We start from the raw sequence: 16,048 nt of genomic DNA on the forward strand, positions 1-16,048 counted from the left end.
TTGGGCCTCCCCTTCGCACACTTGAAGAGGGAGACTTCTTTCGGAATTATGTTAAATCATTTCCACAAAAAGAAAACCTTTTTGAACAACCTCTTATAATATATTTCGATTCATTTTGTAGCACAAAGGCGCCTAGAAATCATATGATATGGTGAGCGTTAAGATCTGATACGGTGAATTGTTTTAAACAAACAATTCATAAATGGTTAATTCGCTATGTCCCTTAGTCATAAGGGAGATTGAATAAGAGGGGAGAGACCAATGAATGCTTACGAATAAACACCTTGTCATTTTAGGTGGTGATGCTAGGCAAATTGAAGTCATTGAAAAACTCAATGAACTTGATGCTCGTTTGTCACTTGTTGGATTTGATCAATTAAATCAACATTTCAGCGGTGCATCAAAAGTTGAACTTGAAGAAATTAATCCAAAAGAGGTTGATGGTATTATCCTTCCTGTTAGCGGAGCAAAAGAAGATGGTGAAGTTAAAGCCATTTTTTCGGAAAAACCGATTCGTCTGATAAAAAAATGGTTTACAGAAACGCCTGAATATTGCTCTCTATATACAGGTATATCAACCCCATATCTTGATGAACTGACATCAGAATATAATCGAGAGATGGTTAAATTATTTGAGCGTGATGATGTTGCCATTTATAATTCCATTCCAACCGTCGAAGGAACCATCATGATGGTGATTCAACATACGGATATTACGATACATCATTCTAAAGTCGTTGTACTTGGTTTGGGTAGAACAGGTATGTCGATTGCAAGAGCTTTTGATGCGCTTGGCGCTATTGTAAAAGTGGGTGTAAGAGATCCCGCCCAGATAGCAAGAATAACGGAGATGGGCCTAAAACCTTTCTATACACGTGATTTGGCCAAAGAGGTTCGTGATATTGATGTTTGCATTAATACGATTCCAGCCCCCATCTTAACAAGTGAAGTTCTTTCTCAAATGCCTGCTAATGCCTTTATTATAGACGTTGCCTCTTTACCTGGTGGGACAGATTTTAGATATGCAGAAAAACGCGGGATAAAAGCCATTATAACGCCTGGTTTACCTGCTCTAGTGGCACCAAAAACGGCGGGTCGAATTATTGCTAATGTGTTAGCTGAACTTTTACTTCAAAAGTTTGAAAAAGGGGAGAATAACGCATGAATTTAAAAGGGAAACGGATTGGATTTGGGATAACAGGATCACATTGTACTTATGGTGAAGTCATACCGCAGGTTCAATCATTGTTGGATGCGGGAGCGGATGTTGTTTGTTTTGTCACATATACTGTAAAAAACACCGTAACTCGATTTGGAGATGGAAAAGACTGGGTTAAAAAAGTGGAAGATATGACGGGTCATGAAGTTGTCGATTCCATTGTGAAAGCGGAACCATATGGACCTAAAACACCCCTTGATTGTATGGTTATCGCTCCGTTAACAGGAAACTCCATGAGTAAGTTTGCTAACGCTATGACAGATTCACCCGTTTTAATGGGGGCAAAAGCGACCCTTCGAAGTCACCGGCCTGTCGTTTTAGGGATTTCAACGAATGATGGTTTAGGTTTAAATGGTAAAAATATCGCACAATTATTAGTGGCAAAGGATATCTATTTTATTCCATATGGTCAAGATAATCCCATTCAAAAACCAAATTCTTTAGTGGCAAGAATGTCTCTTCTAAAGGAAACAGTGGAGCACGCCCTTGATGGTGAACAAATTCAACCTATTTTAATAGAAAAATTTCGTGATTAATCCTCATTCATCTTTTATTTTACGTTGTATATGTTAAAATAGAACGTAATTATTAGGGAGAAACATTTTCTTTTGTTTCTCCTCTGACTTTAAAATAGATGCAACACTTTCTTATTGAGAGTTTTAACTTTAAACAATTAATATATAGTATTACTCTTGTCATGTTGCAATAAATAGGGAGAGATGTTGAGTGTATCAATCGAATGGCTTTCATGTTGCAGTGGTCGGTGTTACGGGTGCTGTAGGAACGCGTATGTTAAAAATGCTAGAAGGTTCACCACTTCCAGTCGGTAAAATAAGCCCCCTAGCATCAAAACGGTCAGCTGGTAAAACAGTTGAATTTGGCGGTAAAGAATGGACCATAAAAGAAGCAACACCTGAAGCTTTTGAATCTGTTCAGATTGCTTTATTCAGTGCGGGTGGATCGGTTTCAAAAGAACTAGCACCTGAAGCAGTAAAGAGAGGCGCTGTGGTTATTGATAATACAAGTGCATTTCGGATGGACAAAGATACACCACTTGTTGTTCCAGAAGTAAATGAAAAAGAATTATTTAATCACAATGGAATTATTGCAAATCCAAATTGCTCAACCATCCAGATGGTCGCTGCCCTTGAACCTATACGTTCAGCATATGGTCTAAGCCGTGTGATCGTTTCCACATATCAAGCGGTATCAGGTGCTGGAGTTTCAGCTATTAAAGAATTAAATGAACAAACTGAAAAATTTTTAAAAGGGGAAGAAATCACGCCAGAAGTTTTGCCAGTCAAAGGCGATAAAAAACATTATCAATTAGCTTTTAACGCTATTCCACAAATTGATTTATTTCAACCAAACGACTACACGTTTGAAGAAATGAAAATGATCAATGAAACCAAAAAAATTATGGGTGATGACTCCATTAAAGTATCGGCAACTTGTGTGAGATTGCCTGTTGCCATCAGTCATGCTGAATCGGTCTATATCGAAATCGATCGAGATGATGTATCTTCAAGTGATATTAAGCAGCTTTTGAGCGAAGCACCTGGTGTTGTGCTTGAAGATGATCCAGCAAATCAAATTTATCCAATGCCACTTCATGCTATTGATAAAAAAGAAGTTTTCGTTGGTCGAATAAGAAAAGATCCTGATGTACCAAATGGTTTTCATCTATGGGTCGTATCTGATAATCTTCTTAAAGGTGCGGCATGGAATTCTGTGCAAATTGCTGAAAGCTTGCATAAATTAGGATTAATAAAAGCATAAAGAGGGAGCCATCATGAGATGAAACTTATTGTTCAAAAATTTGGCGGTACATCAGTAGCAACGGAAGAGAATCGATTAAAAGCCATTGAACATATCTCAAAAGCAGTACAAGATGGTTACAAAGTTGTTGTCGTCGTATCAGCCATGGGTAGATCTGGAGCTCCATATGCAACAGATACCTTGCTCAGTCTAGTCAATGACCATTATATATCTGCTCGTGAAAAAGATTTACTCATGTCATGCGGCGAAGTTATATCTTCGATTATATTCTCGAATTTGCTTAAATCTAAAAGCATCTCATCAGAAGCATTAACAGGAGGTCAGGCCGGTTTTTTGACTTCTGATATGTTTACGAATGCTAAGATTATCGATATGAAAGTCGATCGATTGAGATTTTTATTAAGGCAACTTGACGTTGTTGTCGTTGCAGGCTTTCAAGGGCAAACAGATACCGGTGAAATCACAACGCTCGGTAGAGGTGGAAGTGATACGTCTGCTGCCGCTTTGGGCGCTGCTCTTCAAGCTGAATGGATTGATATATTTACAGATGTTGAGGGCGTCATGACAGCGGATCCTCGGATTGTGAATGATGCCCGGCCGCTTTCTGTTTTGACTTACCAAGAAATTTGTAATCTAGCTTATCAAGGAGCGAAGGTGATTCACCCAAGAGCCGTTGAAATTGCGATGAATGCTAAGATACCTCTTCATATTCGTTCAACCATGTCGAATGATCTTGGTACGTTAATCACGTCAATAAAAAAGGCCAATTACGGTCAGGACATTCAAGAAAGACCCGTTACAGGGATAACTTATGTAAAAAATGTCACACAAATTCGAGTACAAGCAAAAAAAGATGACTACGATCTTCATTCCAAAGTGTTCAAATCGATGGCAGATAAACAAATCAGTGTCGATTTAATCAATATTAGCCCACGGGGAGTCATTTATACTGTCCCTGAAGAAGTAACGGAGACAGCTACTCAAACATTAAAGGAATTAGGTTACGAACCGATCGTTTTGCCTGGATGTGCAAAAGTATCTGCAGTTGGAGCGGGTATGGCAGGTGTTCCAGGCGTTGCATCAAAAATAGTGACCACTCTCACTCAAGCAGGAATTCAAATTTTACAATCTGCTGACTCGCATAACACAATCTGGGTCCTTGTAAAACAAAACGATATGATAGAAGCTGTTAATACTTTGCATAGGGCATTTGAACTAGAGAAACAAGGTAGCGTTGATAGAATAGACCATACGAAATAGGAGATGAGAACAGTGGATTTTGGGACATTACTAACGGCGATGGTGACACCGTTTGATGATGATGGGAATGTAAGTTATGACAAAGTAACCCATCTCGTTGAACATTTAATTAAATCAAAAACAGAAGGAATCGTTGTAGCTGGGACGACAGGTGAATCACCAACGCTCACATCAGATGAGAAGCTGAAACTATTTGAACATGTTGTTAATGTTGCAGATGGACGTGTCAAAGTTATAGCTGGAACAGGAAACAATAACACAAAGGAAACCATCGCTTTCTCTAAAAAAGTAGAAGCTCTTGGTGTGGACGCCCTCATGCTTGTTGCCCCTTATTATAGTAAACCCAATCAAAAAGGGTTATACGAGCATTTTAAAACGATAGCCGAAAATGTTACGAAAGAAGTTATGATATACAATATTCCAGGTCGATCATCTGTGAATGTTAGTGCCGAAACAATCATTGCCTTATCTAAAATAAAAAATATCACTTCAGTCAAAGAAGCCAGTGGAAATTTGGATCAAATCGCCACAATTATTGAAGGAACGGATCGTGATTTCTATGTATATAGTGGCGACGATGGGTTGACATTACCGATTCTTTCTGTCGGAGGACACGGGGTTATTTCAGTAGCCTCTCATATTATTGGTGAACAAATGAGAGAAATGATTGACTTATTTAAAGTTGGACAGAATGAAAAAGCAGCAAAAATTCACTTATCGATACTTCCACTTATGCGTGAACTATTTAAAGCACCTAATCCCGTGCCAGTTAAAACCTTATTAAATCGACAAGGAATTGATGTTGGTGGTGTTCGGTTACCTATGGTTCCTTTAACTGAAACAGAGGAAAAAGCATTATTAGACATAGCTAGTAAAACCCTTCAACCATTAGTCTAAAATTTATTTAATAAGATTAAAGGACTTAATTCCGAATATAGAAAACTAGAGAAGTTTTCTTCCTTGATTTGGAGTTAAGTTCTTTTTTTTGTTCAATGGAAAAGAATAAATGGGTGTTATCAAACAAATTTTCTGATGTTGTGCTCGTACATAAACTACCCTGATTCAATATATGACAGCATCATCTGTCATGGAAAAGATGTTTTTTTATTAAAAAGGTGATAGAAGTTGTACTTTGAATGAGGATTTGGGTATAATAAAGTCAATGATTAGTTCGGGTTGTTCGAGTTGATGGCTGCTATAGAAAATAGGAGGAATACCCATTGTCAAATTCTAAATCAGACGAAGTGAAGATTTATGCAATGGGCGGCGTTGGCGAATTAGGAAATAACATGACAGTCATTGAAGTGAATGATGATATTTTTATCATTGATGCGGGACTTATGCATCCACAAGAGGATATGCTAGGAATCGATACAGTCATTCCTGATGCAACATATTTAATAGAAAATAAGGAGCGTGTTAGAGGTATTTTTCTAACACATGGTCATCAAGTTCATATTGGAGGTCTTCCTTATCTATTAAGAAAGTTAAATGCTCCTGTATACGCGACTAAATTTACCTTGGCACTCTTAAAAGAAAAATTAAAAGAATTTGGAAAAGGTAAAGGAAAGGATAAGTTTGTAACCATTGAACCTGGAAGAAATTTGAAATTGGGTTTTCGAAGAATTTCTTTTTTTAGGACTAATCATAGTGTCCCTGATTCAATTGGAATGGCAATTTATACTTCCCAAGGGGCAATCGTACATACTGGTGATTTTAAATTTGATTATACACCGGTTGACGGGAAAAAGGCGGATATAAGCAAAATGGCTCGGATTGGGGACCGTGGAGTTCTTTGTTTACTTTCAGACAGTAAGAATGCTGAAATACCAGGAAAAACGGACTCAGATGCAGTTGTTGGAGCTAATCTTAAAGATCTTTTCTATGTTGCAGAAGGAAGAGTTATTGCATCATTATATGCTACAAATATACATCGAATTCAACAATTTATTGATGCAGCGGTTTTGAATGATCGTCAAGTCGTTCTTGATGGTCGTTATTTAGAACGGATTGTATCAATTGCTATAAAGCAGGGATATTTGTCAATTCCAGAAAATACATTCATTAATTGGGATGAAGCAAAAAAACAAAACGATAGCGACATAGCCATCTTAACAACAGGACACGCTGGTGATCCAGTATCATCCATGACTCGTATTGCTAATCATGCACATAAACGAATAACACCCAAACAAAATGATTTATTTATATTTGCTGCATCCTCGACCCCATCAAATGAAAAAATCGTGACTAAAGCAATCGATGATTTAATGCGGATGGGTGTTCACGTCATTCATGGGAAACGTGTTCATGTATCAGGTCATGGGGCTCAAGAAGAATTGAAATTAATGCTGCAATTAATGAGACCTAAATATTTTGTTCCCATCCATGGTGAGTTTAAAATGCTCATTGCTCATCAAAAACTAGCCATTCAATCAGGAATTCCAGACTATCACATCTTTTTATTAGATAAAGGAGATGTCATTGAATTTAATGATGGAACAGCAAGACAAGCAGAAAAAGTACCAGCTGGTCATCTTTTGGTTGACGGTCTCGGAGTAGGAGACGTTGGGAATATTGTACTCAGAGACCGAAGACTACTCTCCCAAGACGGAACACTTGTCGTGGTTGTCACACTTGGTAGACAAACAAAGAAAATCTTATCTGGACCTGAGATCATTACACGTGGGTTTGTTTATGTTCGAGAGTCTGAAAAACTAATTGAAGATGCGAGTCAAATTGTGTCTGAAGTGATTTCTAAATCATTAACAAAGAATGTCTCTGAGTGGTCTTCTTTAAAGAATGGGATACGAGATGCATTAAGTCGATATTTATACGAGAAAACCAAACGCCGTCCAATGATATTGCCAATTATCATGGAAATATAAATCAAAAAGAACGTCACACATTCGTGATGTTCTTTTTGATGCGTACGTGGTTAAATTTATTAATACATAATCTGATCTTTATGAAATGGCCATGTTAATTGAATAGTGGACGTTATTTTGGCTCTATTAGTATAATCCCCTTGCATCACACAACTTTCATCTCCAATTTCAATTCTAGTTGAGCAAAATGAGTCAAGAACTTAAGATCTAACATTAACTTAAGACATATATATAATAAAAGTTTGTATCAAATAGGAATCTCCTTCTCATACTAAGAAAAGTGATAAATAAAGGAGTTGGAGATATGTCTGATGAAGAATTAGAGAAGGAGTTGGAAGAAGAGGTTAAGCATTCTTCTGAACAAAACGCAATACTTAATCAAATTCAAAAGCTAGGTCAAATGAAAGCTCCTGAACAAACCGTTTCAAATATCCATTGTTTAACAATCATAGGACAAGTGGAGGGACATTTAGCTCTTCCTCCTAAAAATAAAACAACAAAATATGAACATCTTATTCCACAATTAGTGGCCATCGAACAAAGTGAGCAAATAGAGGGTCTTTTAGTTATCCTTAATACAGTTGGTGGCGACGTTGAGGCAGGACTTGCCATTGCTGAAATGATCTCTACCTTATCAAAGCCAACGGTGACTCTTGTTATGGGAGGATGTCATTCCATTGGCATCCCGATAGCTGTTGCATCTGACTTTTCTTTCATTGTTGAAAGTGCAGCTATGACCATACATCCTGTTCGTCTAACGGGGATGGTTATTGGTGTTCCGCAAACATTTGAATATTTAGAGAAGATGCAGGACCGCATTACTAATTTTGTGGTTAAACATTCAAAGATAACTGAAGAACGTTACAAGGAACTAATGTATAGCCGAGGTAATCTAACACGAGATATTGGAACGAATGTGATTGGTGAAGATGCTGTTAAGTATGGTCTTATTGATCAAATTGGTGGTTTAGGAAAATCATTAATTAAATTAAACGAATTAATAGCTCTTTACAAAGGCAAGTCGGATGAGCAGGTGGTACAATGATCTTGTACACCATCTATCCTGAAGAAGTGATATTTAGTGATAATGAGTGCGAAAAAAATAATCAAATGACATTGACGGTTCAAGGTGTTACGCTTGTTGTGGAAGTTGAAAACCACAATCAGTTAAAAATTGTTCGACTCATTAGTTCAGATCCCCAAGACTTTTTGGATGAACGATTTCAACCTGGGGAACAAATCATCATGAAGCCTTTGCTCCGCACAAAAAATTAATGGCATTTCGATTAAGATTTAGGCTTTTTTCTAATAGATTGTATTTAGCCAAAAACAACCATGTTTACGAAAAAAGCTCAGATTTAAATTGAGTAATAACAGGTTAGGTTAGTCGATGAAAAGTACCAAATGATAAGCTGCGAATCTCGGCGCCCGCTCGTTTTAACCTGTTATTATTCACCCAAAATGTCAGAGGTGATCATAATGGCAAAAAGAAAAAAAAGAAAAATGCAGAAAAAAGGTTGGAAAGATGTTTTCATATATGAAGTGATCGGTCTGGTTATGTTTGCTTTGATTTGTATTGGACTTGCTAATTATGGAATTGTTGGAGAGGTCCTTATTCAAAGTTTAAGATTTTTTACCGGTGATTGGTATTTGATTGTTTTTATTTATTTACTTATTCTTGCAATCTACTACATTATTAAACATAAACAACCCGTATTTTTTACTAGACGGTTGGTCGGTTTCTACCTTCTCTATTTTTCCATCCTATTATTAAGTCATGTCAAATTGTTTACGGATCTTTCTTCAGCCAACGAGTGGCAGAATACATCTGTCATCATGAATACATGGGAGTTGTATCGAGGACAGTTAACCGGAGTTATTTCAAGCGATCGACTTGGTGGAGGAATGCTCGGCGCTCTTGGTTTTGCTTTCTTTTATATTTTATTTGATGCACCAGGGACGATGTTTATTTCCTTTTTCTTTATTGTGATATCCTTAATTTTGATAACAGGGCGATCACTTAAAGAAACTTTTGGCTCTATGTTTGGGAGTTTCTTTAAAAAATTATCACAATCCATCGAGCAGCAACGTGTAAAATTTGCAGCCAATAAGCAATTAAAAAAAGAAAGGAAAGAAAGACATAAAGAAGAGAGACAAGCCAAGATTGAGGCAAAAAAAGAAGAATTGGATCAAATGGAGTCTATTCAAGATCAACCGCCCATCATTCATGATTTTTCAGAGACCGAAGCTCTTGCTAAGGAGCCAATAAAAGAAGAAACGACACAGCCACCTGTTGTTTCAAATAAACAGGAAGAAGAGCAATCTGGACCTGAGTTTGCAATGACGACACCAGAAGATGCCGATTATAAGCTTCCTTCATTGAATCTATTAAATCATCCAAAGAAAAATACACAGCAAAATGAGAAAAAGTATGTAACCAATAATATACAAAAACTAGAACGAACGTTTCATAGCTTTGGCGTACGAGCAAAGGTAAAGAAAGTCCATTTGGGACCAGCCGTAACGCGTTATGAAGTTTATCCAGATGTTGGCGTTAAGGTCAGTAAGATTGTTAGTTTAACCGATGATTTAGCACTGGCTTTAGCAGCGAAAGAGATAAGAATTGAAGCACCTATCCCAGGAAAATCTGCGGTCGGAATTGAAGTACCTAATCAAGAAATCACGATGGTCAGTCTCAGAGAGGTTTTAGAATCAGATCAAGCAAAAAAACAAACGTCGAAATTAGCTATAGGTCTTGGTAGAGACATTTCAGGAGAACCGATACTAGCTGAACTAAACCGTATGCCGCATTTATTAGTAGCTGGAGCTACAGGGAGCGGGAAAAGTGTTTGTATTAACAGTATTATTACAAGCCTTCTAATGCGAACCAAACCCCATGAGGTGAAACTACTTATGATTGACCCTAAAATGGTCGAACTTAATGTCTATAATGGTGTCCCACACCTTATGTCACCAGTTGTTACTAATCCAAAGAAGGCATCTCAAGCTCTGAAAAAGGTCGTTGGCGAAATGGAAAGACGATATGAACTTTTTTCACATAGTGGGACAAGAAATCTAGAAAGTTATAATCAGCATGTTAAACGATATAATGAAGAAAATGATGAAGACCAACCGCTTATGCCATACATTGTGGTGATTATTGATGAATTAGCAGATTTAATGATGGTTGCATCAAAAGACGTTGAAGAAGCGATTACACGCCTTGCTCAAATGGCGCGTGCTGCCGGCATTCACTTGATTATTGCTACACAAAGACCATCCGTAGATGTCATTACGGGCGTTATTAAAGCCAATATTCCCTCGCGTATTGCATTCAGTGTGTCATCTACTACGGACTCGCGTACGATTTTAGATTCTGGTGGAGCAGAAAAGCTTTTAGGAAAAGGAGATATGCTCTTCTTCCCCATTGGCGCTTCAAAACCAACGCGTATTCAAGGCGCATTTTTGACGGATGACGAGGTAGAGAAAGTAGTCGATTATGTTATATCTCAGCAAAAGGCTCAATATCAAGAGAATATGATACCGACGGATGAACCAGAATCAAACGTCCATGAGATAGATGATGACCTTTATGATGAAGCTGTACAATTAGTGACGCAAATGCAAACAGCCTCTGTGTCAATGCTCCAAAGGAGATTTCGAATAGGCTATACAAGAGCTGCAAGGCTAATTGATGCAATGGAAGCGAGAGAAATAGTTGGTCCCTACGAAGGAAGTAAGCCTCGAACAGTTCTTGTTAATAAGCAACCAGATGATGATGCGTTAACTCAATAGTGAGTATTTGATAAAAGTCAATTATTTTCAAAAACGACGAATTTATTATTTTTTTCGTCGTTTTTTATTTATCTTTTTAATTAGATAAGATATAGTAATGTTGTGTGCTACTTATACTAATTTTAAAGGGAGGACTTTGGGTGCTAAAAAAGAAAATGATGGCACTTGCTACTGTCGTCACGTTAGCAGGAACAATTCTTTCTGCATGTGGAGGGGCGAGCACTTCAGATAATAGTAGTAAAAAAGAAGAAAAGGTTAAGATAGGAATGGTTACAGATTTAGGTGGGGTCAATGACAAATCGTTTAACCAGTCAGCATGGGAAGGATTACAATCATTTTCGAAAAAAAATGATTTAAAAGCAGGAACAAAATCGGATGATGACGTTCGTTATTTGCAATCTACACAAGCAACAGATTATACGCCGAATTTGAATCAATTGATTCACCAAAACTTTAATCTAGTATTTGGCGTAGGCTACTTAATGGCGAGTGATGTGACGAAGGTTGCACAGCAAAATCCAAAAGCCAATTTAGCCATCATTGATAGTGTTATCGTTGATAAAAGTAATAAACCTTTGAAAAATGTAGCTAGCATTACTTTTAAAGAAGAACAAGGTTCTTTCTTAGTTGGTGTCGTTGCAGGTCTTACAACAAAAACAAATAAAATTGGCTTCGTTGGCGGAATCAATTCGGAATTAATTAAAAAATTCGAAAATGGATTTAAAGCAGGTGTTAAATCTGTAAATCCAAAAGCAGAAATATATTCACAATATGCTGGTGCTTTTGATGCACCTGATAAAGGACAAGCCATTGCGGCTACCATGTATGGAAAAGGTGCTGATATTATCTATCAAGCGGCCGGTGCCACAGGTAATGGAGTATTTACTGAAGCAAAATCTGAGAAAAAACACGGTAAAAAAGTATGGGTTATTGGTGTAGACCGCGATCAATATGAAGAAGGGTTACCGGAAAACGTCACTTTAACTTCTATGGTAAAACGTGTTGATAAAGCTGTAAATGATGTATCACAACAAACGAAAGATGGTCACTTTCCTGGTGGACAAATCTTATCGTTTGGCTTAAAGGAAGATGGCGTTGGCATAGCCCCATCAAAACAAAACGTATCAAAAGATATCATTAATCAAGTTAATGATTATAAAAAGAAAATCATCAATGGATCCATTAAAGTACCGACTACGGATAAAGAATTTAAAGCATTTAAATCATGATTCATCATTAAATATGAATTATAGATGGACAAGGGTTCATGATACCTTGTCCATCCTTTTGACATGGTATCAATTTTGTAACAGTGTTTTAAAAAATATATGTGACAAAAGTAGGATAAGACGGATACAAGTTGAACCAAAATTTTTATTTTTAAAATATTGATATTACATGACGGGGGAATAGCATATGTCATTTGTGATAGAAATGAGAAACATTAGAAAAGAGTTTCCCGGGGTTGTAGCAAATGATAATATTACCCTACAAGTGGAAAAAGGCGAAATTCATGCTTTATTAGGTGAAAATGGTGCTGGCAAGTCAACACTTATGAATGTCCTTTTTGGCTTATATCAACCTGATAAAGGTGAAATATATGTTAAGGGAAAGAAAGTCCATATTTCTGACCCCAATGTAGCGAATGAACTTGGTATAGGTATGGTGCATCAACATTTTATGTTGATTGACAAGTTTACAGTCGCTGAAAATATCATTTTGGGCAGTGAACCGACGAAATATGGACAACTGAATCTTAAGGAAGCAGTCAAAGTCGTTCAGCAACTTTCAGATAGATATAACCTTGATGTCAATCCAATGGAAAAAGTTGAAAATATCTCCGTTGGAATGCAGCAAAGGGTTGAAATCCTTAAAACACTTTATCGTGGATCAGACATTTTGATTTTTGATGAACCAACAGCTGTATTAACGCCTCAAGAAATTAAAGAACTCATGAATATTATGAAAACACTTGTACAAGAGGGAAAATCGATTATCTTAATCACACATAAATTGAAAGAAATAATGGAAGTTTGTCATCGATGCACCGTTATTCGTCGCGGTAGAAGTATTGATACAGTTCATATATCTGAATCTACGCCTGATTTGCTTGCGACAATGATGGTCGGTCGGAAAGTTGATATTAAAGTCAATGATCAAGCATATGACCCAAAAGAAGTCGTTCTTGATATTAAAGGTCTAACAGTTTCAGACTCACGAAAAGTGTCCATTGTAAATGGTCTCGATCTAACTGTACATGGTCAAGAAATTGTAGGTATTGCGGGTGTTGATGGTAACGGTCAAACGGAGCTTGTTGAAGCTATTTCCGGACTCAGGAAAATAAAAGAAGGAACCATCTCACTTAACGGTCAAGATGTAACCAATAAGCGGACAAGAAAAATAACTGAGGCAGGTTTGGGTTATATTCCAGAAGATCGTCATAAACATGGCTTAGTTTTAGACTTCTCTGTTAGAGAAAACATCGTTTTGCAAACCTATTACAAAAACCCTTATTCTAAAGCAGGTATCCTTAATAATAAAAAAATTACGAAAAAAGCAAAAGAATTAATTAAAGAATATGATGTTCGTACGCCAAGTGAGTTAACCCTAGCAAGATCTCTGTCGGGTGGAAATCAACAAAAAGCGATTATTGCACGTGAAATTGATCGGAGTCCAAAAATGCTCATTGCAGCACAACCGACAAGAGGGCTAGATGTGGGTGCAATTGAATTTATTCACGGGAAACTCTTAGAAGAAAGAAATAAAGGGAAAGCTGTTTTACTTGTTTCATATGAATTAGATGAAATTTTGAATCTAAGTGATCGAATCGCTGTTATATATGAAGGAAAAATTATCGACATTGTCAATCCTAAAGAGACTAATGAAAATGAGCTAGGATTATTAATGGCAGGACAAAGGAAGGCGGTTAAAGAGGGATGACAAAAATATTAAAAAATGTTCATTGGTTTAATATTATTGTGCCAATCATCGCCGTAATACTAGGGTTGTTGGTTGGAGCCATTATTATGCTCCTAACAGGGTACAACCCGATACTCGCCTATCAATCCATATTAGAATCTGTATTTTTACAGCCTTATTATACTGGTGAAACAATACGAGCGATTATACCTCTTATTCTAACGGGACTAGCTGTCGCTTTTGCTTTTCGCACGGGGTTATTCAATATTGGGGTTGAAGGCCAGCTGCTTGTAGGCTGGTTTGCTGCTGTGGCCGTAAGTTTAATGTTTTCAGGACTTCCTAAACTCATCTTACTTCCATTAGCCATCATAGTCTCAGCTCTTGCAGGAGGACTATGGGGATTTATACCAGGTCTATTAAAAGCACGATTAAAGGTTCACGAAGTGATCATTACAATTATGATGAACTATATTGCTCTCTACACAACAAATTATCTTATTAAACACTTTTTATATGCTGAAGGAGAAAAAACACCTAATATTCCTGAGGCTGCTTCACTTGCTTCAACGTTTTTATCTAATCTGACTCAAGGGTCAAGACTACACTGGGGAATTATCGTTGCTCTTCTAGCTGCGTTAATTGTATGGTTTTTGTTATGGAGAACAACAAAAGGGTACGAGTTACGTGCGGTCGGGTATAATCCACATGCTTCTCGATATGCTGGTATGAATGTCAAAAATAATATTGTTCTTTCTATGGTCATCTCCGGTGCACTTGCGGGTGTTGCAGGCTCTATGGAAGGTCTTGGTACGTATCAATACATGATGATTAATTCTACATTCATAGGTATCGGGTTTAATGGCATCGCTGTAGCCTTATTAGGTATGAATACATCGATTGGTGTGATTATAGGAGCTGCTTTGTTTGCTATACTGCAAACGGGGTCAATCACGATGCAATCAACAGCTGGTGTACCAACAGAAATAGTCTCTATTATTATTGCGGTAATAATTTTCTTTATTGGTTCAAGTTATATTATACGTTGGTGCTTATTGCGTGTAACGAAAGGAGGAAAATAAATGGACTTCATGCAAATTTTGGCCATTGTTATTCCTTCAGCCATTTTGACCGCAACACCTTTAATTTTCACAGCCTTAGGAGGTGTTTTATGTGAAAGATCAGGTGTTGTTAATATTGGTTTAGAAGGGTTAATGGTCGTTGGTGCATTTAGCGCCGCCATTTTCACGTATTTCTTTGAACAGCATGGACTTGGAGCTGCATCACCATGGCTTGCGCTTTTAATCGCTGGTCTCTTAGGTGGCGTTTTTTCGATCATTCACGCCATTGCCTCTATTTCATTTCGAGCAGAGCAAGTAGTCAGTGGGGTAGCCATTAACTTTTTAGCTCAAGGCTTGTGTTTATTCATGGTAAAATTACTATTTGATGGGAAAGGTCAAACGCCTTACATTGCTCATCGAATTGACAAAATAGATATTCCATTATTACATGATATACCGATCATTGGTCCATTATTGTTTTCAAATGTCACTTATATTTCTTATATTGCGGTTATCATTTCATTTTTTGTATGGTATGTCATCTATAAAACGCCTTTTGGTTTGCGACTACGTTCAGTGGGAGAACATCCTCAGGCCGCTGATACACTAGGGATTAACGTGACTAAAACACGTTACATTGCGGTTATCCTTAGTGGAGTATTTGGTGGCCTAGGTGGCGGTGTTTATTTGGTCACGATTGCCTCAAATTACAGTGTGTCTACCATTGCTGGTCAAGGTTTTTTAGCGATTGCTGCTATGATTTTTGGAAAATGGCATCCAGTAGGTGCTATGGGAGCGGCCTTGTTCTTTGGACTTGCTCAATCATTAAGTATTACAGGTCAACAAGTTCCCGTGTTAAATCATTTACCAGATGTCTTCTTGTTAATCGCACCTTATGTCATTACAATTTTGGCTCTTGCAGGATTTGTAGGACGAGCAGATGCTCCTAAAGCAAGTGGAATTCCTTATATTAAGGGAAAACGTTGATGTGCATATTCCGCGTTTAGGAGGAAAGAATATTCAATATAAAATGGGAAATAAACAAATAAAGTCTATTTTTTCGACAATTAATATTTATCTTTGACAAAAGATAAGCTATAGTAATTATTGAGTTTAAAAATTAGGGGGTA

General features: G+C 37.2%; 13 protein-coding genes. All 13 read left to right on the forward strand.

All coding sequences use genetic code 11. The features are described from left to right. Window positions 1-265 precede the first annotated feature (265 nt). Window positions 266-1,165 carry a dipicolinic acid synthetase subunit A gene (gene dpaA / locus FG390_RS01885; RefSeq protein WP_141189317.1) on the forward strand — a complete coding sequence of 300 codons (900 nt, stop codon included), beginning with the start codon at window positions 266-268 and terminating at the stop codon, window positions 1,163-1,165. Further along, window positions 1,162-1,755, forward strand: a complete 594-nt coding sequence (dpaB, locus tag FG390_RS01890; RefSeq protein ID WP_141189318.1) for a dipicolinate synthase subunit B — start codon at window positions 1,162-1,164, stop codon at window positions 1,753-1,755. Before dpaA ends, dpaB begins: the two co-directional genes overlap by 4 nt. A 190-nt stretch (window positions 1,756-1,945) precedes the next feature. Then, on the forward strand, window positions 1,946-2,998 hold the full coding sequence (gene asd, locus FG390_RS01895; protein WP_141189319.1) for an aspartate-semialdehyde dehydrogenase: 1,053 nt from the start codon (window positions 1,946-1,948) through the stop codon (window positions 2,996-2,998). Between the two features lie 18 nt (window positions 2,999-3,016). After that, a complete protein-coding gene (gene dapG / locus FG390_RS01900) occupies window positions 3,017-4,258 on the forward strand; it encodes an aspartate kinase (protein WP_141189320.1) in 1,242 nt (413 codons plus the stop codon). 12 nt (window positions 4,259-4,270) lie between these two features. Further along, complete coding sequence (gene dapA, locus FG390_RS01905; RefSeq protein ID WP_373681513.1) at window positions 4,271-5,155, forward strand: 4-hydroxy-tetrahydrodipicolinate synthase; 885 nt, start codon at window positions 4,271-4,273, stop codon at window positions 5,153-5,155. 323 nt (window positions 5,156-5,478) lie between these two features. Continuing rightward, on the forward strand, window positions 5,479-7,146 hold the full coding sequence (locus FG390_RS01910) for a ribonuclease J (protein ID WP_141189322.1): 1,668 nt from the start codon (window positions 5,479-5,481) through the stop codon (window positions 7,144-7,146). A gap of 304 nt (window positions 7,147-7,450) precedes the next feature. Next, window positions 7,451-8,191, forward strand: coding sequence for a ClpP family protease (locus tag FG390_RS01915; protein ID WP_141189323.1), 741 nt, complete (start codon window positions 7,451-7,453; stop codon window positions 8,189-8,191). 2 nt (window positions 8,192-8,193) lie between these two features. Further along, window positions 8,194-8,421, forward strand: a complete 228-nt coding sequence (locus FG390_RS01920) for a YlzJ-like family protein (protein ID WP_181406322.1) — start codon at window positions 8,194-8,196, stop codon at window positions 8,419-8,421. A 204-nt stretch (window positions 8,422-8,625) separates the two neighbouring features. Then, window positions 8,626-10,941 carry a DNA translocase FtsK gene (locus FG390_RS01925; RefSeq protein WP_141189325.1) on the forward strand — a complete coding sequence of 772 codons (2,316 nt, stop codon included), beginning with the start codon at window positions 8,626-8,628 and terminating at the stop codon, window positions 10,939-10,941. 155 nt (window positions 10,942-11,096) lie between these two features. Further along, on the forward strand, window positions 11,097-12,170 hold the full coding sequence (locus tag FG390_RS01930; RefSeq protein ID WP_141189546.1) for a BMP family lipoprotein: 1,074 nt from the start codon (window positions 11,097-11,099) through the stop codon (window positions 12,168-12,170). 187 nt (window positions 12,171-12,357) lie between these two features. Then, window positions 12,358-13,881 carry an ABC transporter ATP-binding protein gene (locus FG390_RS01935; RefSeq protein ID WP_141189326.1) on the forward strand — a complete coding sequence of 508 codons (1,524 nt, stop codon included), beginning with the start codon at window positions 12,358-12,360 and terminating at the stop codon, window positions 13,879-13,881. After that, window positions 13,878-14,939 (forward strand): ABC transporter permease, encoded by a 1,062-nt coding sequence (locus FG390_RS01940; RefSeq protein ID WP_141189327.1) that lies wholly within the window; start codon window positions 13,878-13,880, stop codon window positions 14,937-14,939. Before FG390_RS01935 ends, FG390_RS01940 begins: the two co-directional genes overlap by 4 nt. Next, window positions 14,940-15,905, forward strand: a complete 966-nt coding sequence (locus tag FG390_RS01945; RefSeq protein ID WP_141189328.1) for an ABC transporter permease — start codon at window positions 14,940-14,942, stop codon at window positions 15,903-15,905. The last annotated feature ends 143 nt before the right edge of the window (window positions 15,906-16,048 follow it).

It is taken from the genome of Terrilactibacillus laevilacticus, from assembly GCF_006517395.1.
GTDB classification, from domain to species: domain Bacteria; phylum Bacillota; class Bacilli; order Bacillales; family Sporolactobacillaceae; genus Terrilactibacillus; species Terrilactibacillus laevilacticus.